This is a genomic window from Spelaeicoccus albus (assembly GCF_013409065.1).
Lineage (GTDB): Bacteria > Actinomycetota > Actinomycetes > Actinomycetales > Brevibacteriaceae > Spelaeicoccus > Spelaeicoccus albus.
The window spans coordinates 3,532,363-3,558,386 of the sequence record NZ_JACBZP010000001.1; the positions used below are offsets into that span (position 1 = coordinate 3,532,363).

Genomic DNA, 26,024 nt, shown 5'->3' on the forward strand with positions numbered 1-26,024 from the left:
GACGCGTCAGAACTTGCGGTCAGCGCTTTTGGCGAACGATCTTTTCCTGATCGACGTCGGACGCATCCGCACTCTCGTGCGTTTCCTCGGACTGGGTGCCCTGGCCCTCGGACGGCTGGAAGCCGGCCTTGAAGTCCTCGATGGACGTCTTCAGCGCTTCCGCCGTGTCATCGTCGAGCTTGCCGGTCTCGCGAATCGTCGTCAGCACCTCGGTGGTGCGGCCCAAGTGGTCGATGAACTCGCTCTCGAACCGCAGCACGTCGGCGACCGGGACGTCGTCCAGGTGCCCGTTGGTGCCGGCCCAGACGCTCACGACCTGATGCTCGACCGGGTACGGCGTGTACTGGCCCTGCTTGAGCAGCTCGGTCAAACGCTCACCGCGCGCCAGTTGGCGCTTCGATGCGGCGTCCAGATCGGAGGCGAACATGGCGAATGCCTCGAGATCGCGGTATTGCGCAAGGCTCAGCTTCAGGGTGCCGGACACGCCCTTCATGGCCTTGGTCTGCGCGGCGCCGCCAACACGGGACACCGAAATTCCGACGTCCACGGCGGGACGCTGGTTGGCGTTGAACAAGTCCGACTGCAAGAAGATCTGCCCGTCGGTGATCGAGATGACGTTGGTCGGGATGAACGCGCCGACGTCGTTGGCTTTCGTTTCGATGATCGGCAGACCCGTCATCGAACCGGCACCGAGCTCGTCGGAGAGCTTGGCACAGCGCTCCAGCAGACGGGAGTGCAGGTAGAACACGTCGCCCGGGTAAGCTTCGCGGCCCGGCGGACGGCGCAGCAGCAGCGACACGGCGCGGTACGCTTCGGCCTGCTTGGACAGGTCGTCGAACACGATCAGGACGTGCTTGCCCTGGTACATCCAGTGCTGACCGATTGCCGAGCCGGCATACGGTGCCAGGTACTTGAAGCCGGCCGGATCGCTGGCGGGCGACGACACGATGGTCGTATATTCGAGCGCGCCGGCTTCTTCCAGGGTGCCGCGCACCGAAGCGATGGTGGAGGCCTTTTGACCGACGGCGACGTAGATGCAGCGGACCTGCTTCTTCGGGTCGCCCGACTCCCAGTTGGCCTTCTGGTTCAGGATCGTGTCGACGGCGATCGCCGTCTTGCCGGTCTTGCGGTCGCCGATGATGAGCTGACGCTGGCCGCGGCCGATCGGGATCATCGAGTCGATGGCCTTCATACCGGTCTGCAGCGGTTCGCGGACCTCTTGCCGATCCATCACGCCGGGTGCCTGCAGCTCGAGCTCGCGGCGAGTTTCCGACTCGACTTCGCCCAAACCGTCGACGGGATTGCCGAGCGGGTCGACGACGCGGCCCAGGTAGCCGTCGCCGACCGGAACGGAGAGGACTTCGCCGGTGCGGTGGACTTCCTGGCCTTCTTCGATGCCGGCGAATTCACCGAGCACGACGACGCCGATTTCGCGTTCGTCGAGGTTCAGCGCCAGGCCCAGCGTTCCGTCTTCGAAGCGAAGCAGCTCGTTGGCCATGGTGCCGGGCAGGCCCGACACGTGCGCGATGCCGTCACCGGCGTCGATCACTGTGCCGACCTCGGTCCGCGAGCCGGACTCCGGCTTATATGAATCGACGAACTGTGCGAGGGCGTCGCGGATTTCATCCGGACGAATTGTCAGTTCCGCCATCTGGTTTCCCTGCTTCCTAATATCAACCAGCGAACCCGCTGGTGTTGAAGTGTTGAGCGTTATCCGGCGAGCCGGCGACGCAGGTCTTCGATCCGCGTCGCAACCGACCCGTCGAGCATTTCATCGCCGACCTGGATCTTGATGCCACCGACCAGATCGGGGTCGATTTGGATGTTGAGGACGAGCGAGCGGCCGTACACCTTGGACAGTGCTTCCCCGAGTCGCGAGGCTTGGCTTTCGGACATCGGCGTTGCTGCCGTCACATAAGCCACGTCTCGGTCGCGCCTGGCGGCAAGGATCTCGGCATAATCGTCGAGAGCCCCGACGGTATTCGTTGCGCGCGGATGCACTGCCGCCTGAGTGATGAGCGTCAGCGCTTCCGGGGCGACCTTGTCGCCGACCAACGTGGCCACCAAACGGTTCTTCGATTCAGCGGGTGCATCCGGGTTCGACAACGCTCGCTGGAGCCCGTGGTTGCCGTGCAGCACGCGGCCAAAGCGAAATACATCGTCCTCGACGCCGTCCAGCCGCAGCCGCGACTGGGCCGAAGCGGCGAGCGCCGTCACACCAAGTGTCTCGACGGCCTCGGTCAGGTCGCTCGGTTTCGACCAACGGGACATCACCAAGCCGGTCACAACCTCGGACGTCGGGCCGGCCAGTTTCGAGCCGAACAACGACGACGCCAGCGCGGCGCGATCGTCGGCGCTGCGGGCCGAATCCGTCAACGCGCGGCGAAGTGACGACGAGGTACCCAACGCCGTGACGACCTGCAGCAACTCGGTGCCGAGCTGCTCGTCGGCTTCGCCATCGGTGAGAAAGGCTTCGATGTGCTCTTTGGCTTCCGCCATCGATGCCCGGCTTGCGCCACGCATTAGTTCTCCTGCCCTGCCGGCACGGAATCGAGTTCCGCAATGAAACGATCGATCACTCCGGAGCTGCGCTGATCATCGGTCAACGACTCCCCCACGATCCGCGAGGCGAGATCCGTCGCTAGTGAGCCGACCTCTCCGCGAAGCGAGGTGAGCGCCTGCTGGCGTTCGGCCTCGATCTGTGCATGCGCCGACGCAGTGATGCGAGACGCTTCGGCAGCGGCCTGCTCCTTCATCTCGGCGAGAATCTGAGCACCCTCCGCTCGAGCCTCTTCGCGGATCCGGGCAGCTTCGGCACGTCCGTCGGCCAGCTGCTGCTGGTATTCCTCCAGCGCGGCAGCGGCTTCTTCCTGTGCCTTCTCGGCCTTTTCAATGCCGCCTTCGATCGCGTCGTGACGCGCATCGAGGGTTTTCTTGAATGCGGGGAGGACTTTCTTCCAGAACACCAAAAAGATGATCAAGAAGCAGACGGCGCTCCAGACGATGTCATAGATCGCCGGCAGGAGCGGGTTCGGCGACGATTCCGCCGCAAGGATCAACGATGTCACGTCGACCGACCTCACTGAGTCAGGAAGAACGGGGTAGCGATGCCGATGAGCGCCAGCGCCTCAATGAGAGCAATACCGATGAACATGGTGCCGCGGAGCTGGCCGGCGAGTTCCGGCTGACGCGCGGTTCCTTCGATCGTCTTGCCGATAACGATGCCAAGGCCGACGCCCGGGCCGATTGCGGCAAGGCCGTATCCGATCGTCGAAACCGAACCGGTCACTCCGGCGGCTGCTGTGATGATATCCACTGTGGTGGGTTTCCTTCCTCGGGCGGTTCAAGCGTTTTACCTGAACGCGTCTGGTGTGGGTCTTATGAAGTTGTCGGGTACTAGTGGTCGGACTCGGCGGCCTGTTGGATGTACAGGGCCGCCAGCAAGGCAAAGATGTACGCCTGCAGAATAGCGATCAGAATTTCGAGGACATAGGCGAAGAAGCCACCGGCGAATGTCAGTACGCCGAAACCCTTGAGCGTCCACGGGCCGTGGAGCAGCAAGAAGGTCGAAGCGGCAAAGGCAAGCACCAGCAACAGGTGGCCGACGAGCATATTGGCAAGAAGTCGGATGGTGAGCGTGAACGGCTGAATCACGTATTTCGTCAGGAATTCGATCGGGACGAGCAGGATGTGCATGGCCGGAGGCGCCCCGGGCAAAATCATCGACGACTTCACGTACCCGGCGAAGCCGTGCCGTTTGAATCCCGTGACGTGGTACGTCAAATAAGTGATGATCGCCAGCAACAACGGTGCGCCGATCACCGAGGTGCCCTGAATGTTCAAGAACGGCACGATACCGGTGATGTTCATGGCAAACACCATGAAGAAGATGGTGGTGATCAGCGGCAGGAACTGGTCGGCCAGTTTCTTTCCCATGGTTTCCTCGGCGATGGAAACTCGGACGAATCTCATCACATATTCGAAAACCGACTGGCTGCGGCTCGGCACGACTTTCAAACGGGTGGCGACGAGCCAAAAAATTGCGCAAATGACGACCGTCGCAATCACGCGCACCAACATGATCCGGTTGAACTCGAACCACGATCCTTGAAAAAGAAAAGCCTTGGGGAAGAACTCTTCGATGTCCGGGGCGTGGAACGTTGACGAACCGGCAGCATTCAGGGCGATTCCAGCGGCAGAAAGAACGTCCACGATATGCATGCACTCCAAGGGTCGGGTCACAAGAACGTTCTTGGACCGGGCCGATCATTGTTGGGCTGAAATAAGAACTCCATTACTCCCGCAAACAACAGTGAACTTGCGCGCTTTGCGCGGGTTCGCACTTATTTCCGGGCCGGCTCACAGCCACCAGGATTACTCTACCAACCGTAGTAACCGGCAACAAATCTCACCCTGTGGCACAGCATCGTACGTCGCCGGTTATGCGTCGACGTACGGGATCCGCGTTTTGTGAATGATGACGGCGTCCGTCACGGCAGTTCCGATCACCGCGGCGACCAGCGTGAAGAACAACGTCAAGCCATGGATATCCGGATTGCCGGCCAGTAGCTTCCCTGCCGCCATGAACAAGATCAGCTTGACGAAGAAGCCGCCCATGAGGACGCCGGCAAGCCCTAGTGTGGACATATTTCGTCCGATGGTCATCGTCAGCGCGGTGATACCGAGGAAGACTGCCGCCATTGCAGCGCCGATCAAGGCACCCCAGACGCCGGGCATCCCCGCGGCCAACCAGCCGATGGTTGCGCCGACGACGGCGATTGCAGCGGCAAGGGCCGTGCCGAAAACGAGCACGTTCCGCCATGCCTTGGCCCATTGCCGCGACCCCGGAGCTGCGGCAGTGCCGCCGACGGGGCCGTTGTGCGGGCTCTGCGGGATCGCGTTTTCCCGGCCGTTCGGCGCACCGTGGCTGCTCGGTTCTGGAGGCGTCACTTTTAGACTCCGCTCGTTTCGTTTCGCCGACTCGTAGCCGGGGTCTCTTCCGCCGCAGCCCGCCGCCTGGGCAAGCGCAGGCGGTGACGCAACGGCGCGAAAGTCAACACCACCGTAATTGCGGCGGCCACCACGCACAAACTCAGAACCAGCTGCCACGGAAGCACGAGGAATGACACGGATCCGAAGGCGACGATCGCCACCCAGCTGTACATCAGAACCACCGCTTGGAGATGTGAATGCCCGAGACCCAGCATGCGGTGATGCAAGTGCAGTTTGTCGGCGCTGAACGGTGATTGGCCCTTGAGGAGTCTTCTCGCCACTGCCAGCGCCATATCCGTCAGCGGAAGCAGCAGGACGGCGATCGGCAGCAGAACCGGCAAGAAGGTCGGTATGGCGCGTGCTTGCGAAATGATCGAGGGATCCACCTGTCCGGTCACGGCCGTCGCCGATGCGGCGAGAAGCAGCCCGATCAGCATCGAGCCGGAATCGCCCATGAAGATTCTGGCCGGATGAAAATTGTGGGGCAGGAACCCGATGCACGCACCGACAAGTGCGGCGATCGTCATGGATGCCAGGTTCGACAAGTCGTCGGGCCGTGCATCCTTTGTCAGGAAGTACGTGTAAAAGAAGAATGCTCCGCCGCCGATGGCGACGATTCCCGCGGCGAGGCCGTCCAAGCCATCGACGAAGTTGATGGCGTTGATGGTGAGGACCACCACGAAGATCGTCAGGATGAGGGACATTCTCGACGAGCCGACGGTCACGCCGCCGATCGGCAGGGACACGAGCTGGACGCCGTGCCACGCCATGAAACCGGCGGCCAAGACCTGGCCGGCGAGTTTCGTCATCCAGTTCAGGTCCCAGATGTCATCCAGGACGCCGAGCAGGCACACCATCGTGGCAGCACCCAACACGCCGAGCGGGGCCGACGAGTCGGTGAAGAGTTGGCCGAGGAACCGCATCTGGCTCGCTATCGCGAACGCCACGGCAACGCCGAGCAGCATCGCTACTCCCCCGAGCCGCGGGATCGGCACCTTGTGAATATCGCGAGCGCGCAGCGGCGTGAACACGTGTGCGCGCTCGGCGACCCGCCGCACCATCGGGGTCGCCAGATACGACCCCGCTGCCGCGATCAACAAGATAAAGAGGTATGCCCGCACTTACCCGGCTTCCTGGTCGGCGCGCTTCGGCTCGTCGGGGTTCGAGTCACCGGACTCGTCGCCGGCTTCTTCCTCGACCGTTGGCTCCGAGGGCGGCTCTTCGCCAAGGTCGAGGATGCTTGGCACCACCTCACGCAAAGCGTCGATGGAAAGCCCGCCGGAGCGGAGCACGCGCATGGGCGACACCGTGCAATCGACTATTGTCGACGGCTCCCGGCCGCCGGACTCGCCGGCCTCAAGGTAGAGCGCAATCGAGTCGTCGAGTTGATCCCGAGCTTCGGCAGCGGTCTTTGCCGGCGGCATTCCGCTGAGATTCGCACTGGAGACGGCCATCGGTCCGGTTTGCCGAAGGAGGGCAAGCGCCGTCTCGTTGTCCGGAACACGGACGCCCACGGTTCCGTGGGTGTCCCCGAGGTCCCAGTCAAGGGACGGCTGTGCGTTGCAAATGATCGTCAGCGGTCCCGGCCAGTACTCGCCCACCAGCTTCAACGCGTCGTCCGGCACGTCGGAGGCAATCCCCTGGAGCGTCTCGACGCGCGGAATGAGCACGGGCGGGGGCATATCGCGTCCGCGACGCTTGGCCTCGAGCAGATCCTCCACGGCCCGGGGCGAGAACGCATCCGCGCCGATCCCGTACACGGTATCGGTCGGCAGCACTATCAAGTCACCGCGCTCGATGACTCGCGCGGCCTCGTCCAGGATCAGTTCGGTGATTTGTTCGTCGCCGACGGTAAAAAACTTACTCACGATTCCCCAGTCTCTCACTTTCCGCCGATAGTTCACCGATGGCGCGCGGCGCCGGGGATCCGCCCCGTGCTGACGCGATCCCTGCCGGAAAGGTCCGGGAGAGTCACTGCTCCGCCGAATCCGTTCACGGTCAAGAGTGCACGCACCGCTTCACCTTGGGTGTCCGCATGTTCCATCGCGAACATGCCGCCCGGGCGGAGCAGCCGCTTGGCCGCCCGGATGGTCGCGGTCGGCACCGTCAATCCGTCGGCTCCTCCTCCGTACAAGGCCAGGAACGGATCGTGGTCGCGCACTTCAGGGTCGTTCGGTTCGGCGCCGGGCGGTATATACGGCGGATTGGACACGACTATATCGACGCTGCCGTTCAGGTCGGCCAGCAACGCCTCATCCGTGACGTCCCCCGATTCAATGCGCATCGTGCCGGTGCCGAGTTCGGCATTGTTGCGCCGCGTCAACCACACCGCTTCCTCGGACACGTCGATAGCTGCAACGGTACTGTCCGGGACCTCCGTGTCGATGGCCAATGCCACTCCCCCGGCGCCGCAGCACAGATCCACGACCAGCGGAGGCGTGCCGCTTTGCGCCAACGACTTCGCCTCGTCCACGGCAAGACCTGCAAGAACCTCGGTCTCGGGCCGCGGTACGAAAACGCCGGGGGTGACATGCAACGACAGGTACCGGAATCCTTGCACGCCCACGATGTGTTGCAACGGTTTGCGACGACGCCGGCATTCGACGAGTTCGGCGTAGCGACAGGAAAAGTCGTCGGGAAGCTCCGGCGCCAACACCAGGTCGCCGCGGCGAACGCCCAGCAGGTGCGAGGCCAAAATTTCGGCATCGTGACGCGGCGACGGCACCCCCGCGTCGGCCAGCACCGTTTCAGCGCCCGCAATGAGGCTCCGCAGCGAATCACCCCGCCGGCTCTCGTAGGACCGATTCATCGCGTTTATTGTTCCAGAGCCTCGTCGAGCCGCGATTCCTGGTCGGCGACCAGGCACGACTGGATGACGGGTTCGAGCTCGCCGTCCAAAACGTGGTCCAGGTTGTACGCTTTGTAGCCGGTCCGATGATCGACGATCCGATTTTCCGGAAAGTTGTACGTGCGAATTCGTTCGGAACGGTCGACGGTTCGGACTTGCGAGCGCCGGGTTTCCGAGGCGGCCGCGTCCGCTTCTTCCTGCTGCCGGGCCAACAGGCGCGCCCGGAGAATTCGCATGGCCTGCTCTTTGTTCTGTAGCTGCGATTTCTCGTTCTGACAGCTCGCCACCACGCCCGTGGGGATGTGCGTGATACGGACAGCCGAATCGGTGGTGTTGACGGATTGTCCCCCCGGCCCCGACGACCGGTACACGTCGATGCGAAGTTCGTTCGGGTGAATTTCGACCTCGTCCGGGGTGTCGACCTCGGGAAACACCATGACGCCGGCAGCCGACGTGTGAATGCGCCCTTGCGACTCCGTGACCGGGACGCGCTGAACGCGATGCACTCCGCCTTCGAACTTCATCCGTGCCCACACGCCGTCGGCCGGATTGTTCGACGAGCCCTTGACGGCGACCGAGACGTCCTTGTAGCCGCCCAGGCCGCTTTCCGCCGCGTCAATGACTTCGGCCCGCCATCCTCGCGATTCGGCATACTTCAAGTACATCCGCAGCAGATCGCCGGCAAACAACGCCGATTCGTCCCCGCCCTCGCCGGCTTTGATTTCCAGGATCGCGTCGCGCCCGTCGTCCGGGTCGCGGGGAACCAGCAGCGCACGCAAGTCGGCAGCGGCGCCGTCGACTGCCTTTTCCAAGGGCGGTACCTCGGCCAGGAACGACGAGTCCTCTTCGGCGAGTTCCCGGGCCGCAGCCAAATCGTCACTGAGCGAGTGCCACTCGTTGTACGACTTCACCACGGCGTCCAACTCCGCATACCGGCGTCCGAGTTTGCGTGCCATCCCCTGGTTCGCGTGCACCTCGGGGTCGGCGAGCTGCGCCTCGAGTTGTCGATGCTCGTCAATGAGCGCTCGCACCGAGTCGAAGTTGTTGATTTCTGTCTGGGCCAAGATGTTTCCCTCCGCGACGACGTGGCCGCCGCGCGGCCGATTCAAGACGGGTGACGTTCATGCCCGGGCCGGCACCGCCGCGCCCCCGACATGACAAACCCCGCTGCCCAAAAGCGTATCCGTTCGTGCTTCCCGGACGCCGTCAGGCGCAGCGGGTCGGATTCGCTCTCGGCAGCGGGGCGAGGGGACGCTAGTCGTCCGCCGCAGACTTGGGCAGCGGCGTCGTCTTTTGCACCTGCATGAGGAACTCGATATTGGAGCCGGTCTCCTTCAGCTTGCCGAGCAGGAGCTCGACTGCCTGCTGCTGCTCCAGCCCCGAGAGCACACGGCGCAGCTTCCACATCACCTTTGTCTCATCCGGGCTCATCAGGTTCTCTTCGCGGCGTGTGCTGGACGCGTTCACGTCGACCGCCGGGAAGATGCGCTTATCGGCCAACTGCCGCGACAAGCGCAGCTCCGAGTTGCCGGTGCCCTTGAACTCCTCAAAGATCACTTCGTCGCCCTTCGACCCGGTCTCGACAAGCGCCGTGGCCAAAATCGTCAATGAGCCGCCGCCTTCGATATTGCGGGCTGCGCCAAAGAAGCGCTTTGGCGGGTAGAGGGCATTCGCATCGACACCGCCGGACAAGATGCGTCCGGACGCCGGCTGCGCCATGTTGTAAGCACGGCCCAGTCGCGTGATGGAGTCGAGCAGCACCACGACGTCCGATCCCATTTCGACGAGTCGCTTGGCGCGCTCGATGGCGAGTTCGGCAACTGTCGTGTGATCGTCGGCAGGCCGGTCGAACGTCGAGGCAATGACCTCGCCCTTGACCGTGCGCTGCATATCGGTCACTTCCTCGGGACGCTCGTCCACGAGCACGACCATCAGGTGTACTTCCGGGTTGTTCTTGGAGATCGCGTTGGCGATGGCCTGCAAAATCAACGTCTTGCCGGCCTTGGGCGGCGCGACGATCAATCCGCGCTGTCCCTTCCCGACAGGAGCGACGAGGTCGACGATTCGAGTCGACATGACCTTTTGCTCGGTCTCCAGGCGCAACCGCTCCTGCGGGTACAGCGGCGTCAGCTTGCCGAACTCGACGCGGCGCTTGGCATCGTCCACCGACATGCCGTTGACCGAGTCGAGCCGGACCAGCGCGTTGAACTTCTGCCGCTGATTGTTGTTGTTTTCGCCTTCGCGGGGCTGCCGGACGGCGCCGACGATGGCATCGCCCTTGCGCAGGCGGTTCTTCTTGATCTGCCCCATCGACACGTAGACGTCGTTAGCGCCCGGAAGGTACCCGGAGGTGCGCACGAACGCGTAATTGTCGTGGACGTCCAAAATGCCGGCGACCGGCAGCAGCACGTCGTCCTCGCGGATCTCGACCTCTTCGTAGTTGTCGCCCCTGCCGGATCCGCGACGCTTGCGATCACGCACGCGCGACCTGCCGCGACGATTGCCACGGTTGTTGTCGTTCTTGTCGCGACCGCCGCGGTTATCGTTCCGGTTGTCGTTGCCGCGGTTGTCGTTGCCGCGGTTATCGTTGCGGTCGTTGTTCCGGCCGTCATTGCCGCGGTTATCGTTGCCACGGTTATCGTTGCGGTCGTTGTTCCGGCCGTCATTGCCGCGGTTATCGTTGCCGCGGTTGTCATTGCGGTCGTTGTTCCGGCCGTCATTGCCGCGGTTATCGTTGCCACGGTTATCGTTGCGGTCGTTGTTCCGGCCGTCATTGCCGCGGTTATCGTTGCGGTCGTCATTGCCGCGGTCGCGACGAGGGGAACCCGACTCGCGTTCTTCGGGGCGGTGATCGCCCGACTTATCGGCGCTGGGCTTCTCTGTGCCCGGCTTATCTGTGCCCGGCTTATCTGTGCCCGGCTTATCTGTGCCGGACTTATTTGTGCCGGACTTTTCCGAGTTGGGCTGATCGCCAACGGACTTCTCGGCAGTGGGCTGCTTTGCACCCTGCTGGTCGGACGCCGATTCGCCCAGCGTTGGCTGCTGCGGGCGTTCGGAAGCGCCGCCCGACTTACGGCGAGCGGAATCATTTGTCGCGCCGGGGCCGGCGGAGGAACCGGAGGAACCGCGTTCCTTGATGGCGGCGATGAGATCGCTCTTACGCATCTTGCCGGTGCTCTTGATACCCATTTCGGAGGCCATCGCCTGCAATTGAGGCAACCGGAGCGCGGTCAGTGAGCCCGTCCGCGTCGATTCGTTGCCTGAACCGTTGGTGCGTGCTGCAGCGTTGGTGCCGGCCTCTGTGGTGGTTTCGGTCACGAAGGATCCTTCCCCCTCGTATGCGGTCGTCATTAGACCGGGATGTACAGCTCGGTATCTTCCGAGCCTGGTAGTAAAATTATTGCCGTCGCTCGCGCCGGTATGTCGACGTATCGCAAGGGCTAATGCACCTGGCTCGCCGCCTCAGAGGAACGTTGGCGGTCAGTGACCTTGAGAAAGGCCGGGGAGCTTTCCGGGCCGTGAATCATTGGGGGCGACTGTCGTCGCCGTGCAATCAGCGCGGAGAAAACCACGGGCTTACGGTGCGCTCTCACTATACCATGTCGCCCCGGGGCTAGGGCCAATCAGCCGTCCACCGGCCGTGAGCGTTCTTATGTACCGGCAAGAACGTCGAGCGCGTGCTGCAGATCGGCCGGATATTTCGACTGGAAAGTCACCCATTTGCCGGAGTCGGGGTGAGTGAACCCCAGACCGACCGCGTGCAGCCACTGCCGCGTCAGTCCCAGCCGTTCCGCGAGAACAGGATCGGCCCCGTAGCTGTAATCGCCCGCGCACGGGTGGCGGGTGGCAGAGAAATGCACTCGGATCTGATGGGTGCGGCCGGTCTCCAAATGCACTTCGCACAGCGACGCGGCGGCAAACGCCTCGATGACTTCGTAGTGCGTGACGGCGTGCTTGCCGCCGCTTGCCACAGCCCACAGCCCGTCGTGTCTGTCATTGCGGCCGATGGGAGCATCGATAGTACCGCGCAGCGGGTCGGGATGGCCCTGTACCAGCGCGTGGTAGACCTTTTCGACGGTGCGCTGTTTGAATGCGCGCTTGAGCACGCTGTAGCCGTGCTCGCTCTTGGCCACCACCATCAGGCCGGAGGTGCCGACGTCAAGACGGTGCACGATCCCCTGCCGTTCGGAGGCTCCGGACGTCGCGATCCGATAGCCGGCCGCCGCAAGCCCGCCGATCACGGTGGGGCCCTTCCAACTGGCCGCAGGATGAGCGGCCACGCCGACCGGTTTGTCGACGACGACGAACGCATCGTCGTCATACACGATTTCCATGCCCTCGACGGGCTCGGCAGTGACTTCGAGAGGTCGCGCCGGGCCCGGCATTTCGACGTCGACCCGAGTTCCGACGATGAGTCGGTCGGACTTCCCTGCCGGCTTTCCGTCGACGACGACGTGCCCTTGCCCGGCCATGTCGGCCACGACGGTACGGGACAGGCCGAGAAGCCGCGACAATCCGGCATCGACACGTTCGCCGTCCAGTCCGTCCGGCACCAGATACGAACGCGCTTCAGGCATCGCCGGACTCCTCGCGCCGGCGGGCGGACGCGCGCGTTCCGTCCAGCCCGATGCCCATGAAGCTCAGCAGGATGAACAGCACGGCTCCGGCCGTGATGGCGATGTCGGCGACGTTGCAGATGAAGAAGTGCAGGTTGATGAAGTCGACGACTTTGCCTTCGCCGAATCCCGGCTGCCGGAACAGTCTGTCGGTCAAATTGCCGCCGGCGCCTGCCAGGAGCAAGCCGAATGAGATGGCCCAGCCGGTCGACCCGAGCTTGCGGGCCGTCACGACGATGACGACCACGACCGCGGCAGCGACGACCGCAAAGAGCCAGGTCGCCCCGGCCCCCATGCCGAACGCCGCGCCGCCGTTGCGGTAAAACAACAGCGACACCCACCCGTCGATGATCGGAATCGGCGGCTGGTGCTCCAGATTGGCGGTCGCCCAGTTCTTGGTGAGCTGGTCGGTGGCAATGACCACGGCAAAGACGAAGGCGACTACCGCGATCAGCACGCGGCGCCGCCTGGGCGGCGCAGCTCCCTTGTCCGTCGGGCCCTCGCCGGCCGGTCGCTCCGTCTTCGTCACTGAGTTATCGTTCCTCGTCCGTACCACATGCACGTGGGACTCTCCCGATGAAGGAGAGTCCCACGTGACGTAGCGCTATCTTTCGTCGTGGCGGTTACGGCTGGCCGGGCTCGTCGCCCAGGTTTTCCGGAACCAGGGACCCGCGCGAATCGAGATCGCGCAGCTGATCCTGCAGATACGACTTCAGCCGGGTCCGGTACTGGCGCTCGAAGTCCCGCAGACGATCGATCTTGCGCTCGAGCATCGACTTCTCTTCTTCAAGCGAACTGAGCGTTTCGGAGCGGGTCTTTTCGGCTTCTTCGACCATGCCGGACGCCTTGGTCTGCGCCTCGGCCACCAGCTGGTCGCGCTTTTCCTGGCCCTTCTGCACGTGTTCGTCGTGCAGGCGCTGCGCCAGCGTGATCAGACCTGTCGCGTCAGCTGCGCCGGCTCCGCCGGCGGCCGCCGCAGCGGCGAGTTCGTTCGAGTTGCCGCCCTGATCGGCCGCAGCCGTGGCAGTCGGCTCGGACGGCTTGTCGTCCTTGGCGGCGACCGATGACGTCGCCGTGGCCGAATCCCGGTCCGAGGCAGCCTTGGTCGCGTCGGCGTTCTTGGCATCGGCGTTGCCGGCACCGGCCGATTTGTCGCTGGACGCCGCGTCTTCGGCCGAAGCGTCCGCCGGAGCCGCAGCGTGCTCGCCCGTGACCGGCGCGGCTTCCTGGTCGGCGGCGTCCGACGACGTCTTGTCCGAGGCAGTAGTACCGGCGGCAGCGGCCGGGCCTGCGGATCCACCGCGGCTCAATTCGCTGACGCGCTGTTCTGAAGCGGAGAGCTTCTGACGCAGGTCGTCATTCTCGCTTGTCAGGCGACGGAGTTCGCCGACCACCTCGTCAAGGAAGTCATCGACCTCGTCCTGGTCGTAGCCTTCGCGAAACTTCGTCGGCTGAAACCGCTTATTAACAACGTCTTCGGGCGTGAGCGCCATCTGGCCACCTCAAACTGGGGGAACAAAGTAACAATTACAGTCCTTCGTGAAAAGGAACGCAATCGTTACGGTAGCGGATAACGGGCCGTTTTGACGACTGCACCCCATGGGTGTCGCGCATTTTCGCACCGGCCGCGCCGGCCGAGGTCCCGTCTTTTGTCATAACCTGTCTTACTTTACGCCATGACGGGAGCAAAGCTCAGCAGCAGATTCATGGCGATCCCACAGGCGAATATCAAGATGAAGAACGCCAAGTCAATGGACATCGACCCCAATCGGAGCGGGGGGATCACTCGGCGAATCGCGCGCAACGGCGGGTCCGTCACGGTGAATACCGCCTCCGCCACCAACAGGACGAATCCCTTGGGGCGCCATTCCCTGGCGAACATCTGCACCCAGTCGAAAACCAACCTGACCAGCATAAACAGGAAGAAGATGAAGATGACCAGGTAAATGATCGTAAAGGCTAGCGTCATGATCGGCGGCTGATCTCCCTGTCGGTTGCTGCGCACAGCGCGGCTGCGCGGACACTACGCGCAAATGGCGCGCTATGCACTCATTCTACCGAAACGGCCGGAGCGCGCCGAAATGAACCCGGCCTTGAAATGTCGCGCTCAACTCTGGTTGAAGAAGCTCGCCTTCGAATCAGGGGCAACTGCCGGCTCGCCGGAAACTTCGACGTGTTCCGGTGAGAGAAGAAACACTTTCGACGTCACGCGCTCAATGGAGCCGTGCAGGCCCATGATCAGGCCGGCCGAGAAGTCGACGAGGCGCTTGGCATCGGCGTCGTCCATATCCGACAGGTTCATGATGACCGGGGTGCCCTCGCGGAACGCCGTGCCGATGGCCATGGCGTCGTTGTAGCTGCGCGGGTGGATAGTCGTGATGCGGCGCAGTTCGCCCTGCTCCGGGACGGAGTGAACCGGCGAACCGGTGTTGCGCGGAGCGACCTGGGCACTGCTGGAATTCGAATGCGATGAACGATTGATAGGTGTCACGGAATTCTCCGCCGGCGCGCGATCGGACTTCGCCGCAGGCTCATGGTAGTAGTTGTCGGAGTCGGCCTCGGCCTCCACGTCTTGATCGCGCTCGTCATCCGACAGACCGAGGTACAGCATCGTTTTGCGGAGGGCGCCAGCCATCACAACTCCTTATAATCCAGCGGCAGCGATACTGAGGAAGTCAGCTATCGCGGTTCCTTTCAAAAACTACCGGAGTCAAGGGCATTCTCTCGCCACCATGTCGGCGTGTCGGAGTGAAAACCGGTTATGGGATCCACAGCACTCCCCCGAATCGTCCCGTCACGCCGTCGCGGCGGTACGAATACAAATCGGCCCGCTCGTATGTGCAGCCGTTTTGCCAGTCGATCCGCACGCCGTCCCGGGCCAGCTGTTCGGCGACACCGGCCGCCACGTCGATGGCCGGCGTGCCGGTGGCGCTGACCGAAGCGCTGACGGGTTCGACAGCCGCTGCCTGCTCGCGCATCTCCGGTGGGACCTCGTAGTGGCGCGGGCAGATGGACGGCCCGATAATCGCATCGATGCTGCGGGCTCCGGCAGCGCGCATCGCGCCGAGCACGTTCGGGATGACGCCGGCGAGCATACCGGGCCGCCCGGCGTGTGCCGCGGCTATCACTCCGGCTGCCGCGTCGGCCAGCAGGACGGGAGTGCAGTCGGCGACGAGCACCACAAGACCGATTCCGCGCCGGGTGGTGACGATGGCGTCCACCGATGGTGATTCGCCGCCCGGTTCGGTGACCACGGCGACGTCGGCGCCGTGCACTTGATCCATGAACACAAGTCCGGACGCCGGCAGCCCCAGCGCGTGCGAAAGCTCCGCACGGTTGGTGCTGACGGCGGACGGCGTGTCGTCCACGTGTGATCCGAGGTTGAACGAATCGTACCGGCCGGCACTGAAGCCACCCAGCCGATCGGTGAATGCAGCGTGCGCTTCGCCGCCGTTATCCGCTCGGAGAACGCGCCGGACGCTCAGCATGTCTTACTTCAAGAAGTCCGGGATATCCAGATCGTCGTCCCGCCGGCGAGTGGTTTCCTCGTCGAGTACTTGCGGCACGTCGTCGCCCGACGACCCGTTCTCGGCTACCGACACGTCCCGCGGTTCGGGCGCGGCGGGTATCGAGCCGGTGGGCACGTCGGCCGGCACGGGCTGCGGAGAAGCTGCCGGCACGGACGGGATGGTGCCCGCCGCCGAGGCGCCCGGAGCCGCCTCGGCGTCTGCGGGGGTGACCATGTCGAATCCGGCCGCAATGACCGTGACGCGGCATTCGTCGCCGAGCGAATCGTCGATGACGGCACCGAAGATGATGTTCGCTTCGGGATGCGCGGCCTCTTGGACGAGACGCGCAGCCTCGTTGATTTCGAACAGCCCGAGATCCGACCCGCCCTGCACGCTGAGCAGCACTCCGTGGGCGCCGTCGATGCTGGCTTCCAGCAGCGGCGATGCGATCGCGGCTTCGGCCGCTTGAATCGCACGGTCCTCTCCACGGGCCGAGCCGATTCCCATCAGGGCCGAGCCGGCGCCCTGCATCACGGACTTCACGTCCGCGAAGTCGAGGTTGATCAGACCGGGTGTCGTGATGAGGTCGGTGATGCCCTGCACGCCGGAAAGCAACACCTGATCGGCAGACTGGAAAGCTTCGAGCATGCTGACGTTGCGGTCGGAGATCGACAGCAGCCTGTCGTTCGGAATGACGATCAGCGTATCGACTTCCTCGCGCAGCGCGGTAATGCCGCTTTCGGCCTGCTGCGAGCGGCGGCGTCCTTCGAAGGTGAACGGCCGGGTGACGACGCCGATAGTCAACGCGCCCATCGCGCGGGCGATCCGGGCCACGACCGGCGCGCCGCCCGTGCCGGTTCCGCCGCCCTCACCGGCCGTGACGAAGACCATGTCGGCGCCCTTGAGCACCTCTTCGATCTCCGACTCGTGATCTTCGGCGGCCTTCTTGCCGACCTCGGGATCCGCGCCGGCGCCAAGGCCGCGCGTCAAGTCCCGTCCGACTTCGAGTTTCACGTCGGCATCGCACATCAGCAATGCCTGCGCGTCGGTGTTGATGGCGACGAATTCGACGCCCTTGAGTCCGACGTCAATCATCCGCTGAACGGCGTTGACGCCGCCGCCGCCGGTACCGACGACCTTGATGACGGCCAGATAGTTCTGCGGAGCTGCCAAGACGATGCCCTCTCAAAAGGTTAACCTTCAAGTTGAAGGTTAGTGTTATGTCAACCTGTTATAACGACGCTATGGTCAACGCGAGCGTCTGTGCAATAACCGAGCCCGCGTGTCGCCAAAGTTGCCGCCTATTTACTTGGTGGTCGGCTCTTTCGGAACGCTGACGTTGATATAACGAGCGTCAGTCTTCATCAACATCCCGAGTACTTTGGCCTTGAGCTTCCCATTGTGTCCGTCACCCCACCGGATTTTCAATCCGGACCGCAATGTGAACTCGACACCCGAGCTGCTTGTCGCCGATACCGACTCCACTTTTTTCGCTATGTGCTCGGGCAGCGCGTCCATGGCCGACAGGGCCGCGCGGATCGCTCCGGCACCGGCGGTCGACACGTCGATGTCGAGTACGGGTATCCCCTTCGGCGGCGTCGACGCCGTGGTGACGGTGACGCCGTCACCGTCGATCAGCTTGTAGTCTCCCGGCGAGCCGGTGGCGGCCACCGGCTGGCGTTCCGTCACCGTCACGGTCACGGTGCGCGGCAACGACTTGCCCACGTCGACGCTCTTGGCCACCGGATATTTGTCCAGAACCGCCTGAGCGACGTCGTGGTCGGACACGCGCGGCAGCGGTATCCCGCTGACCTGCTCGTCAACGGTCTTCCGCACCGATCCGGAGCTGATGATGCTCGTGCCCGTGACCGTCACCCGGTCGACCGCCAAGACCGGCGTCAGGTAGGCAACTGCCGCCACGGCCACGACGACCACGGCAAGCGCGGCAATCCAGCCGACGATCAGTCGCCGTCGATGCCGGCGACGAGACGCCCACTGGGCAAAGGACACGACCGGTTCGCGCTGCGCGGCGGGGGCGGAGGTCCGGCTCGCTTTCGCCTTTTTCCCCTGCGTCTTCGCGCTTGTGTCGCGGGTCTTGGCGCTCGTGCCGCGGGTCTTGGCCTTTTTGCCTTGAGTCTTCGGCTTGTCGTCGGTGGACGCGGCGTCGTCCAGGCTCGTCACCGAGACGGCGCGTCGCTCGCCGATGGGCTTGCGATACGGAGTGGACGGGCGGGCCTTCACCGGCGCAGCTCCGCCAGCAGTTCGGGGCCGACCATTGTGATGTCGCCGGCGCCGATGGTCAGCACGATATCCGCCGCACGGACCTCGCCGGCGACTGCCGGCGCGACATCCGACCACGACTCGATGAAGTGCACGTGCTCCTCCGAGAGCGGGACCCGGTCGGCGATCAGCGCGCCCGTGACGCCGGGAACCGGGTCTTCACGGGCGGCGTACACGTCCATGACGTACACCTCGTCGGCGTGACCGAGAGCGCGTCCGAACTCGGCCGCGAAGTTCTCGGTGCGCGAATACAAGTGGGGTTGAAAAATGGCGATGACGCGTCCGCCGGCGCCGACGACCGACCGGGCGGCCTTCAACACGGCATCGACTTCCGTCGGGTGGTGGGCGTAGTCGTCGTACACGCGGACGCCGTTCAATTCGCCGCGCAGTTCAAAGCGTCGGCGCGTCCCGCCGAACGACATGAGCCCGGCCAGCGACCGGCCGACCGACTGGCCGAGTGCTTGGGTGACGGCGAAGGCCGCGGCAGCGTTCAACGCGTTGTATTCGCCGGGCTGGCGCAGGTCGACCCGGCCGAGCCGGCGCCCGTGCATGACGAGGTCGAACGAGGCGCCCGCGCCGGAGAAGTCGGGCTCGGCCACGCGAATGTCGACGGCGTCGCCGGTGCCGTAGGTCCAGACCCGCAATCCGCGGGACGCCGCACGGGCCGCCACGCGCGCTGCGCCCGGGTCGTCACCGCAGGCGATGATGACGGATCCTTCCTGCCGGCCCACGCTGTCGCAGAATTTGTCGAAGGCCTCTTCCACGGCTTCGGCGGTCCGGTAGTGGTCGAGGTGATCCGGTTCGACATTGGTGATCACGCCGACGGCCGGCGAGTACAACAGGAATGATCCGTCGGATTCGTCCGCCTCGGCTACGAAGATGTCTCCGCTGCCGTCGTGTGCGTTGGCACCGGACGCCGTCAGCACGCCGCCGATCACGAATGACGGATCCGCGCCGCAGCGTTGCAGGGCAACCGTGCTCATGGACGTGGTGGTCGTCTTGCCGTGCGTGCCGGCGACGGCGACGGTGCGCCGTCCGATCATGAGCGAGGCAAGGGCCTGTGAGCGGTGCAGGACGCGCAGGCCGGCCTCGCGGGCCGCTGCAAGTTCGGGGTTGGATTCGCGTACGGCCGAGGAGACGACGACTGTATCGGCGCCTTCGACGTTTGCGGCGTCGTGGCCGACGTGAATCTGCGCTCCTTGCGCCGTCAGCATCGTCAGCACGCGCGATTCCCTGGCGTCCGACCCCGTGACCGTCAGGCCGCGCATCAGCATGATTCGGGCGATGCCGGACATGCCGACGCCGCCGATGCCGATGAAGTGCACCGTGCCGAGCTCTTCGGGTCGGGTGGCCGGGACGTTCGCTGCATCGGGTGAAACGTTCATGCCACTCCTCCGGCTTCCGCCGCTTCGACTACCAGGTCCGCCAGCCGCTGTGCGCCGTCGCGCACGCCCAGCCTCTCGGCGCCGGCCGACATCGCGGCAAGCCTGTCCGGATCGAGCGTCAGTTCCCGCACCGGTCCGGTCACGGTCTCGGCGGTGAAGTCCGAATCCGCGTACACGATCGCTGCGGCCGCGTCGACCGCCGGCTGTGCGTTCAACAGTTGTTCGCCGTTGCCGATGGGCAAGGGGACGTACACGGCCGGCAGTCCCACCGCCGTGACTTCGCTGACGGTTCCGGCTCCGGCCCGGCACACTATCAAGTCTGCCACGGCGTAGGCGTTCTCCATGCCGTCGACGTAGTCCACCAGATGATAGTTCGGCAGGTCGACGAGTTCGGCGATGGTGTCGGTCTTACCGCTGCCGGCGACGTGAAGAACTTGGATGCCGGCGTCGCTGAGCCCGCGCGCGCCGTCCGCAAACGACGTATTGAGCCGCATGGCGCCCAGCGATCCGCCCGTGACGAGCAATGTGGGCATTTCCGGTGCGAGACCGAGCCGGGCGGCGGCTTGCGGCCGTGCGGCGCGCCTGTCGAGCTCGGCGATGCCCTCGCGCATGGGCATCCCGACGACCGCCGCGCCGCGCAGCGCAGTGCCGGGGAAGGCGGTGGCTACGCGGGTCGCGAACCGGGAGCCGATCCGGTTGGCGATGCCGGGCTTCGAATTGGCCTCGTGCACAACTATCGGCACCCCGCGCCGCCGGGCGGCCAGATAGGCCGGGGTGGCGACGTATCCGCCGACGCCGACGACGACGTCCGCCTCCAATTCGTCAATTGCCTTGCCGGCCGATTTGATGGCGGCCCGCAATCGGACCGGCAGTTTGAGCATGTCCGGCGACGGCTTGCGCGGCAGCGGGACGCGCGGGATCGTGTGCAACCGGTAGCCGGCGGCGGGCACGAGCCGTGCCTCCAAGCCGGCGGCAGTCCCGAGGACGACGATCTCGGTGTCGGCGTCACGGCGCATCAGGGCATCGGCCAACGCCAACAGCGGTGACACGTGCCCGGCCGTGCCTCCGCCGGCCAGCACTACTCGTAGACCCATTACCGTCCGTTCCGTCCATTCGTGCGAGGCCGCGCCAACACGGCAAGCGAGCCGCGAATGCGCTTATTGCGTCTGGACATCGCCGCGGCGGCGCCGGGTTCGTTGCGCGCAAACGACAAGACGATGCCCAGCCCGAGCAGCGTCGTCAACAACGCCGAACCGCCGGACGACACGAGCGGCAGCGGGACGCCGACGACCGGCAGCAGGCCGAGAACGACGGCAATGTTCAAGATGGCTTGGCCGAGGATCCATGCGAACACGCCGCTCGTCACGATTTTCACGCACATGTCCGGCGTCCGTTTGATCACGCGCAACAACCCGATGGCCAGCAAGGCGAAGACGATGAGAAGACCGATGGTGCCGGGCAGACCGAGTTCTTCGCCGATGATTGCATAGATGAAGTCGTTGTGCGCTTCGGGCAGATAGTCCCATTTCTGCCGGCTCGCTCCGAGCCCCTCGCCCCAGAAGCCGCCCGATGCGAGCGCCCAGAGACCGTGCGTCGATTGATAGCTGCCGCCGAGCGGGTCGGAGGTGCCGCCGCCGGACAGCCAGTTCGTGGCGCGCGCCATTCTGTTCGGGCTGGACACGAGCATGGCGCCGGCGATGATGGCCAGGCCGATCCCGGCGACGCCGAACATTCGCAGCGGCACGCCGGCCGCGTAGAGGGCGCCGAGCACCAGCACCATGAAGATCATGCCCGTCCCGAGGTCGCCGCTGAGCAGAATCAAGCCCAGCAGGATCGCCACGACCGGGACGACGGGGATGAAGACATGGCGCCATTGGCCGAGAAGTTTGTGCTTGGCGCCCAGCACGACGCCGAGCCACAACACGAGGGCGACTTTGCCGGCTTCCGACGGCTGTGCCGTGAACGAACCGATGTGGATCCACGCGTTGTTGCCGTTCTCGCTGATCCCGACTCCCGGCACGAACGGCAGGAGCTGAGCGACCACGGCAAGGGCTATCAGCCCCCAGGACATCTTCTTCCAGACGGAAAGCGGCACGTGCGAGGCCACGATCATCAGGACGACGCCGACGGCCGCGAAGATCGCCTGCCGGTCAAAGACCGAATACGACGATCCCTGGCCGCCGTCATAGGAATCCACCGATGACGAGGACAACACCATCACGAGTCCGAAGACCGTCAGGGCAACGGTGCTGCCGATGATCAGGTAATAGCTCGTCGTCGGCGCGTGGAACCAGTCGGCCAGCCCGGATCGACGGCGACCGTCGCCTTGCCGTCCGGGCTTTTGCCGGGGCGCGATATCGACCATGTCAGGCACCACCGAGGGCGAATCGCGCAAACAGATCGCCGCGCTCGGCGTACGACGGGAACTGGTCCATCGATGCGGCAGCGGGCGCCAAGAGGACGACGTCGCCGGGTTCGGCGGCTTCCGATGCCGACGCGACTGCTTGACGCATCACCGACTCCCCTCGCTCAAGTCCATCCTTTCCAGTCTCCCGGTTTTCAACGGCGATTACCGGTACCTGCGGCGCGTGTCGTGCCAACGCCGCCTTCAGCTCCGAGCTGTCGGTGCCGATCACCACCACCGCGCGTAACCGGCCGGCGCATGAGGTGACGAGATCGTCGTACGCTGCGCCCTTGGCGAGCCCGCCGGCGATCCACACTATCGAGTCAAATGCCGACAGCGCGGCCGCGGCCGCGTGCGGATTCGTTGCTTTCGAATCGTCGATCCAGCGCACGCCGCCCACGGTCGTCACGGTGTGGATGCGATGGGCTCCCGGCGTCGCCTCGGCCAGCGCTGCGGCGACCGCGTCGGGCCGGACGCCATAGGCGCGGGCAAGCGCGGCGGCGGCCAACACGTTGAACACTTGATGATCCGGCGGCGGTGAATCGGCCGGAAGGCCGGAGGCCGTCGAGACGTCGGCGAGCTCCGCCAGCCCGGCGGCGGCCGCATACCGGTTCGGTACGAACGCCCTGTCGCACAGGACGCCGTCGACGACGCCGAATTCCGACGGGCCCGGCACGCCGAGGCCGACCCCGATGGCGCGGGCGCCCTCGGCCACGTCCGCCTCTTCGACCATGCGCCGGGTGACGTCGTCCGCCGTGTTGTAGATGCAGGCCCGTTCGGTGCGGGCATAGATCCGCGCCTTGTCGGCGACGTAAGCGTCCATGGATCCGTGCCAGTCGAGGTGGTCCGGTGCCACGTTGAGGCACGCGGCGGCCATTGGCTCCATGGTGAGGGTGCGATGCAGCTGGAAACTGGACAGTTCGACAACCAGCACGTCCGGCGCGTCGTCGAGTACCGCTTCGACAAGTGATCTGCCGACGTTGCCGGCCGCGACGGCGTGCACGCCGCCGGCGTTCAAGATGGCGGTGCACAGCGTATTGACGGTGGTCTTGCCGTTGGTGCCCGTGACCGCCAGCCAGGGCGCGCTGGAGTCGTCGCGGATGCGCCAGGCGATCTCGACTTCGCCCCACACCGGCACCCCGGCGTCCGCGGCCGCCTGCAGCAGCGGACGCGAAGGACGCATGCCGGCGGTCGGGACCACCAGGTCCACGCCGGTCAGGTCGACGTCGTCCGGGCCGAGATCCGCGCCCAGACGCAGGTCCGCGTCCCACACCTCGAGCAGCTGCACGCGCTCGTCCAGGCGATCGGCCGGGCGAGCGTCGGAGGCGATGACCGACGCGCCCCGCTCGGCCAGGTGCAGCGCGACCGGGAGCCCTTGAACGCCGAGGCCGGCCACGACGACGGTGAGGCCGGACAGGTCGCTGCCGGGACCCGTGATGCGCTCGGCCGGCGTCAAAGTCCGACTACCCATTCGGCGTAGAACATGCCGAGGCCGAGCGCCACGAAGAGGCCGCAAATGATCCAAAAGCGCACAACGATAGTCACTTCGGCCCAGCCCTTGAGCTCGAAGTGATGTTGCAGCGGTGCCATCAAGAACACCCGTTTACCCGTCATCTTGAACGAGCCGACTTGGATGATCACGCTGAGTGTGATCACGACGAACAGTCCGCCCAGCACGATGAGCAGCAGCTCGGTGCGGCTGAGGATCGCCAGTCCGGCAAGCGTGCCGCCGAGCGCCAGCGAACCGGTGTCGCCCATGAAGATCTTGGCCGGCGACGTGTTCCACCAGAGGAAGCCGAACGCCGCGCCCATGACGGCTGCCGCGACGAGAGCCAGATCCCGCGGATCGCGCACTTCGTAGCATTTCTGCCCGGCGTGGGCGATCAGCTGGCACGACTGGTTCGACTGCCAGGTGCCGATGAGCACGTACGCCCCCAGCACCATCACGGTGGCGCCGGTGGCCAGGCCGTCGAGACCGTCGGTCAGATTCACCCCGTTGCTCACGGCCGTCACTATCAAGTTGGCCCAGATCACGAAGAGGATCAGGCCGACTATTGCGCCGGCGAACCCGAGGTCGATGGGAGTGTCGCGGATGAAGGAGATTTTTTCGGAGGCCGGTCGGCGGAACGCGGAGTTCGGGAACTGCAGCGCCAGCACGGCAAAGGTGATGCCCACGACCGCTTGGCCGATCAGTTTGGGCACCGAGCGCAGGCCGAGGCTACGCTGTTTGGAGATCTTGATGAAGTCGTCGAGGAAGCCGACGAATCCGAGGCCGGCCATCAGGAACAGCACGAGGAAGCCGGACGCCGTCGGGGCCGACCAGGTGGTGAGATGGGCGATGAAATACGCCACCAGGGTGGCCAGGATGATGACGACGCCGCCCATGGTCGGCGTGCCCCGTTTCGTGTGGTGCGAAGTCGGACCGTCGTCGCGGATGAACTGTCCGTAGCCGCGCCGCACGAGGAACCGAATATAAAACGGCGTGCCGACCAGCGAGAACAGCAGCCCGAGGGCCGCCGCGATCAGGACGGCGATCACGAAACCACGCCTGCGATCTCATCGCCCAGATAGCGAAGGCCGGCGTCGCGCGACGATTTGAACAGCACCAGGTCGCCGGGGCGCAGTCCTTCTTCCAAGAGTGCGTGGGCCGATTCGATATCGGGCACCCACGCTGCTTCGTCGCCCCACGAGCCTTCGTGAGCGGCAGCCTGGTAGATGGCGCGCGCGCCCTCGCCGACGGCGATGAGCTTGGAGATGTTGAGCCGGACGACGAGCCGTCCGATGGAGTCGTGCGCCGCGACCGAGTCGTCGCCCAGTTCGAGCATCTCCCCCAGCACGGCCCAGGTGCGGCGCGCCGGCGTCTCGTCGTCGCCGCGGCCCATGACGGCAAGAGTCTTCAAGGCGGCGCGCATCGATTCGGGGTTGGCGTTGTACGCGTCATTGAGCACCGAGTATCCGCCCGGGGCGTCGATGAGTTCCATCCGCCAGCGGCTTGCCGCGGACGCCGTGGACAGCACCACGGGGATCGATTTGGGCTCGATTCCGAATTTCCAGGCGATGGCAGCGGCGGCCAGCGCATTGGGTACGTGGTGTTCGCCCAGCAACGACAGCGTGACGGGGACCGATTCTTCGCCGGGCAACGTCAAGTCGAACGAGCTGCGGCCGTTCGCGTCGGTGGCGATGGACGAGCCGGTCACCGTCGGACCGGTGGCCACTGCTTTGTCGTCGCTGGTGAACCAGACTATCGACACGCCTTCCCGGGCACGCGAGGCCATGGCCCGCACGCGGTCGTCGTCGTAGTTCAAGATGGCCGTGCCGCCCGGCTCGAGCGCATCGACGAGCTCGCCCTTGGTGGCGGCAATGGCCTCGGGGCCGCCGAAGACGCCGCTGTGGGCCGAGCCGACGTTCAGCACCACCGAGATGTCCGGGCGCATGTAGTCGGTGAGGTACTTGAGGTTGCCGCGGTGCCGGGCGCCCATTTCCAGCACCAGGAAGCGGGTGCCGGTATCGGCTCGGAGCGCCGTGAGCGGTGCGCCGACCTCGCCGTTGTACGAGTTGTAGGGGGCGATCGTCTCTCCGCTGCCGGCCAGCAGGCTTGCGGTCAGATCCTTCACGGTCGTCTTGCCGGCCGAACCGGTGATTGCCACGACCTGCAGATCGCCCTCGGAGCGCAGCGACGTGAGGTTGAGCTGGGCCAAAGCGGCAAGGCCGACTGTTGCGTCGTCCACGACGATCATGGGGATGCGCCCGGCCGGGCCGGACACCTCGTGCTCGCCGATCACGAGCGCGGCACCGGCATCGATTGCGGAGATTGCGAAATCGTGACCGTCCAGGCTTTCGCCGCGGCGGGCCACGAATATCGACCCCTCGGTGATTTCTCGTGAATCGGTCACGACGGGTCCGCCTACGCGCATTTCCGGTTCGACGGCGACCATCGTTCCGTCCAGTGCGGTGGATATCTCGACTACTGAAAATTCCTTCATCTCGTTA

25 protein-coding genes are annotated in these 26,024 nt (G+C 64.9%); all 25 read right to left on the minus strand.

The genetic code is table 11. The features are described 5' to 3' along the window. Nucleotides 1–19: 19 nt before the first annotated feature. Entirely contained in the window at nt 20–1,651 is a 1,632-nt protein-coding gene (atpA, locus tag BJY26_RS16340) for a F0F1 ATP synthase subunit alpha (protein WP_179429240.1), read from the minus strand. 59 nt (nt 1,652–1,710) lie between these two features. Continuing rightward, complete coding sequence (locus BJY26_RS16345) at nt 1,711–2,523, minus strand: F0F1 ATP synthase subunit delta (RefSeq protein WP_269151227.1); 813 nt, start codon at nt 2,521–2,523, stop codon at nt 1,711–1,713. Then, nucleotides 2,523–3,068 (minus strand): F0F1 ATP synthase subunit B, encoded by a 546-nt coding sequence (locus BJY26_RS16350; protein WP_179429242.1) that lies wholly within the window; start codon nt 3,066–3,068, stop codon nt 2,523–2,525. The genes BJY26_RS16345 and BJY26_RS16350 overlap by 1 nt, the downstream gene beginning before the upstream one ends. 11 nt (nt 3,069–3,079) lie before the next feature. After that, nucleotides 3,080–3,316: a F0F1 ATP synthase subunit C gene (gene atpE / locus BJY26_RS16355; protein WP_308191272.1), complete on the minus strand. Its 237-nt coding sequence runs from the start codon at nt 3,314–3,316 to the stop codon at nt 3,080–3,082. 80 nt (nt 3,317–3,396) lie between these two features. Continuing rightward, nucleotides 3,397–4,242: a F0F1 ATP synthase subunit A gene (gene atpB, locus BJY26_RS16360; RefSeq protein ID WP_237249125.1), complete on the minus strand. Its 846-nt coding sequence runs from the start codon at nt 4,240–4,242 to the stop codon at nt 3,397–3,399. 198 nt (nt 4,243–4,440) lie between these two features. Next, complete coding sequence (locus tag BJY26_RS16365) at nt 4,441–4,950, minus strand: Cg1360 family ATP-synthase-associated protein (protein WP_179429243.1); 510 nt, start codon at nt 4,948–4,950, stop codon at nt 4,441–4,443. 2 nt (nt 4,951–4,952) lie between these two features. Continuing rightward, complete coding sequence (locus tag BJY26_RS16370) at nt 4,953–6,113, minus strand: MraY family glycosyltransferase (RefSeq protein ID WP_179429244.1); 1,161 nt, start codon at nt 6,111–6,113, stop codon at nt 4,953–4,955. Beyond that, nucleotides 6,114–6,860: an L-threonylcarbamoyladenylate synthase gene (locus tag BJY26_RS16375; RefSeq protein WP_179429245.1), complete on the minus strand. Its 747-nt coding sequence runs from the start codon at nt 6,858–6,860 to the stop codon at nt 6,114–6,116. A 32-nt stretch (nt 6,861–6,892) separates the two neighbouring features. Then, a complete protein-coding gene (gene prmC, locus BJY26_RS16380) occupies nt 6,893–7,801 on the minus strand; it encodes a peptide chain release factor N(5)-glutamine methyltransferase (RefSeq protein WP_179429246.1) in 909 nt (302 codons plus the stop codon). Between the two features lie 5 nt (nt 7,802–7,806). After that, nucleotides 7,807–8,904 carry a peptide chain release factor 1 gene (prfA, locus tag BJY26_RS16385; protein WP_218852470.1) on the minus strand — a complete coding sequence of 366 codons (1,098 nt, stop codon included), beginning with the start codon at nt 8,902–8,904 and terminating at the stop codon, nt 7,807–7,809. 190 nt (nt 8,905–9,094) lie between these two features. Next, nucleotides 9,095–11,191 (minus strand): transcription termination factor Rho, encoded by a 2,097-nt coding sequence (rho, locus tag BJY26_RS16390; protein ID WP_179429247.1) that lies wholly within the window; start codon nt 11,189–11,191, stop codon nt 9,095–9,097. A gap of 299 nt (nt 11,192–11,490) precedes the next feature. Further along, nucleotides 11,491–12,417 (minus strand): RluA family pseudouridine synthase, encoded by a 927-nt coding sequence (locus tag BJY26_RS16395; RefSeq protein WP_179429248.1) that lies wholly within the window; start codon nt 12,415–12,417, stop codon nt 11,491–11,493. Beyond that, entirely contained in the window at nt 12,410–12,985 is a 576-nt protein-coding gene (gene lspA / locus BJY26_RS16400; protein ID WP_179429249.1) for a signal peptidase II, read from the minus strand. Before lspA ends, BJY26_RS16395 begins: the two co-directional genes overlap by 8 nt. A gap of 94 nt (nt 12,986–13,079) precedes the next feature. Then, entirely contained in the window at nt 13,080–13,949 is an 870-nt protein-coding gene (locus tag BJY26_RS16405) for a DivIVA domain-containing protein (protein WP_179429250.1), read from the minus strand. Nucleotides 13,950–14,125: 176 nt separating this feature from the next. Continuing rightward, a complete protein-coding gene (locus tag BJY26_RS16410; RefSeq protein ID WP_179429251.1) occupies nt 14,126–14,425 on the minus strand; it encodes a YggT family protein in 300 nt (99 codons plus the stop codon). A gap of 138 nt (nt 14,426–14,563) precedes the next feature. Continuing rightward, a complete protein-coding gene (locus BJY26_RS16415) occupies nt 14,564–15,091 on the minus strand; it encodes a cell division protein SepF (protein ID WP_179429252.1) in 528 nt (175 codons plus the stop codon). A gap of 124 nt (nt 15,092–15,215) precedes the next feature. Continuing rightward, a complete protein-coding gene (pgeF, locus tag BJY26_RS16420) occupies nt 15,216–15,944 on the minus strand; it encodes a peptidoglycan editing factor PgeF (protein ID WP_179429253.1) in 729 nt (242 codons plus the stop codon). 3 nt (nt 15,945–15,947) lie between these two features. Continuing rightward, the gene (gene ftsZ / locus BJY26_RS16425) at nt 15,948–17,138 is read right to left on the minus strand and encodes a cell division protein FtsZ (protein WP_179429254.1); all 1,191 of its coding nucleotides are present in this window, start codon (nt 17,136–17,138) and stop codon (nt 15,948–15,950) included. Between the two features lie 132 nt (nt 17,139–17,270). After that, nucleotides 17,271–18,206 (minus strand): cell division protein FtsQ/DivIB, encoded by a 936-nt coding sequence (locus BJY26_RS19655; RefSeq protein ID WP_179429255.1) that lies wholly within the window; start codon nt 18,204–18,206, stop codon nt 17,271–17,273. Further along, nucleotides 18,203–19,630, minus strand: a complete 1,428-nt coding sequence (gene murC / locus BJY26_RS16435) for a UDP-N-acetylmuramate--L-alanine ligase (RefSeq protein ID WP_179429256.1) — start codon at nt 19,628–19,630, stop codon at nt 18,203–18,205. Before murC ends, BJY26_RS19655 begins: the two co-directional genes overlap by 4 nt. Further along, nucleotides 19,627–20,724 carry an undecaprenyldiphospho-muramoylpentapeptide beta-N-acetylglucosaminyltransferase gene (gene murG, locus BJY26_RS16440; RefSeq protein WP_179429257.1) on the minus strand — a complete coding sequence of 366 codons (1,098 nt, stop codon included), beginning with the start codon at nt 20,722–20,724 and terminating at the stop codon, nt 19,627–19,629. The genes murC and murG overlap by 4 nt, the downstream gene beginning before the upstream one ends. Continuing rightward, the gene (gene ftsW / locus BJY26_RS16445) at nt 20,724–21,995 is read right to left on the minus strand and encodes a putative lipid II flippase FtsW (protein ID WP_179429258.1); all 1,272 of its coding nucleotides are present in this window, start codon (nt 21,993–21,995) and stop codon (nt 20,724–20,726) included. Before ftsW ends, murG begins: the two co-directional genes overlap by 1 nt. A 1-nt stretch (nt 21,996) precedes the next feature. Next, the gene (murD, locus tag BJY26_RS16450; protein WP_179429259.1) at nt 21,997–23,505 is read right to left on the minus strand and encodes a UDP-N-acetylmuramoyl-L-alanine--D-glutamate ligase; all 1,509 of its coding nucleotides are present in this window, start codon (nt 23,503–23,505) and stop codon (nt 21,997–21,999) included. After that, nucleotides 23,487–24,572, minus strand: coding sequence for a phospho-N-acetylmuramoyl-pentapeptide-transferase (gene mraY, locus BJY26_RS16455; RefSeq protein WP_179429260.1), 1,086 nt, complete (start codon nt 24,570–24,572; stop codon nt 23,487–23,489). Before mraY ends, murD begins: the two co-directional genes overlap by 19 nt. Further along, on the minus strand, nt 24,569–26,017 hold the full coding sequence (locus tag BJY26_RS16460; protein WP_179429261.1) for a UDP-N-acetylmuramoyl-tripeptide--D-alanyl-D-alanine ligase: 1,449 nt from the start codon (nt 26,015–26,017) through the stop codon (nt 24,569–24,571). Before BJY26_RS16460 ends, mraY begins: the two co-directional genes overlap by 4 nt. Nucleotides 26,018–26,024 lie beyond the last annotated feature (7 nt).

Coding starts and splice junctions, on each gene's coding strand:
- atpA (WP_179429240.1), bottom strand. CDS start 1,651: ATGGCGGAACTGACAATTCGTCCGGATGAAATCCGCGACGCCCTCGCA.
- BJY26_RS16345 (WP_269151227.1), bottom strand. CDS start 2,523: ATGCGTGGCGCAAGCCGGGCATCGATGGCGGAAGCCAAAGAGCACATC.
- prmC (WP_179429246.1), bottom strand. CDS start 7,801: ATGAATCGGTCCTACGAGAGCCGGCGGGGTGATTCGCTGCGGAGCCTC.
- rho (WP_179429247.1), bottom strand. CDS start 11,191: ATGACGACCGCATACGAGGGGGAAGGATCCTTCGTGACCGAAACCACC.
- BJY26_RS16395 (WP_179429248.1), bottom strand. CDS start 12,417: ATGCCTGAAGCGCGTTCGTATCTGGTGCCGGACGGACTGGACGGCGAA.
- BJY26_RS16405 (WP_179429250.1), bottom strand. CDS start 13,949: ATGGCGCTCACGCCCGAAGACGTTGTTAATAAGCGGTTTCAGCCGACG.
- BJY26_RS16410 (WP_179429251.1), bottom strand. CDS start 14,425: ATGACGCTAGCCTTTACGATCATTTACCTGGTCATCTTCATCTTCTTC.
- BJY26_RS16415 (WP_179429252.1), bottom strand. CDS start 15,091: ATGGCTGGCGCCCTCCGCAAAACGATGCTGTACCTCGGTCTGTCGGAT.
- pgeF (WP_179429253.1), bottom strand. CDS start 15,944: ATGCTGAGCGTCCGGCGCGTTCTCCGAGCGGATAACGGCGGCGAAGCG.
- murC (WP_179429256.1), bottom strand. CDS start 19,630: ATGAACGTTTCACCCGATGCAGCGAACGTCCCGGCCACCCGACCCGAA.
- murG (WP_179429257.1), bottom strand. CDS start 20,724: ATGGGTCTACGAGTAGTGCTGGCCGGCGGAGGCACGGCCGGGCACGTG.
- ftsW (WP_179429258.1), bottom strand. CDS start 21,995: ATGGTCGATATCGCGCCCCGGCAAAAGCCCGGACGGCAAGGCGACGGT.
- murD (WP_179429259.1), bottom strand. CDS start 23,505: ATGGGTAGTCGGACTTTGACGCCGGCCGAGCGCATCACGGGTCCCGGC.
- BJY26_RS16460 (WP_179429261.1), bottom strand. CDS start 26,017: ATGAAGGAATTTTCAGTAGTCGAGATATCCACCGCACTGGACGGAACG.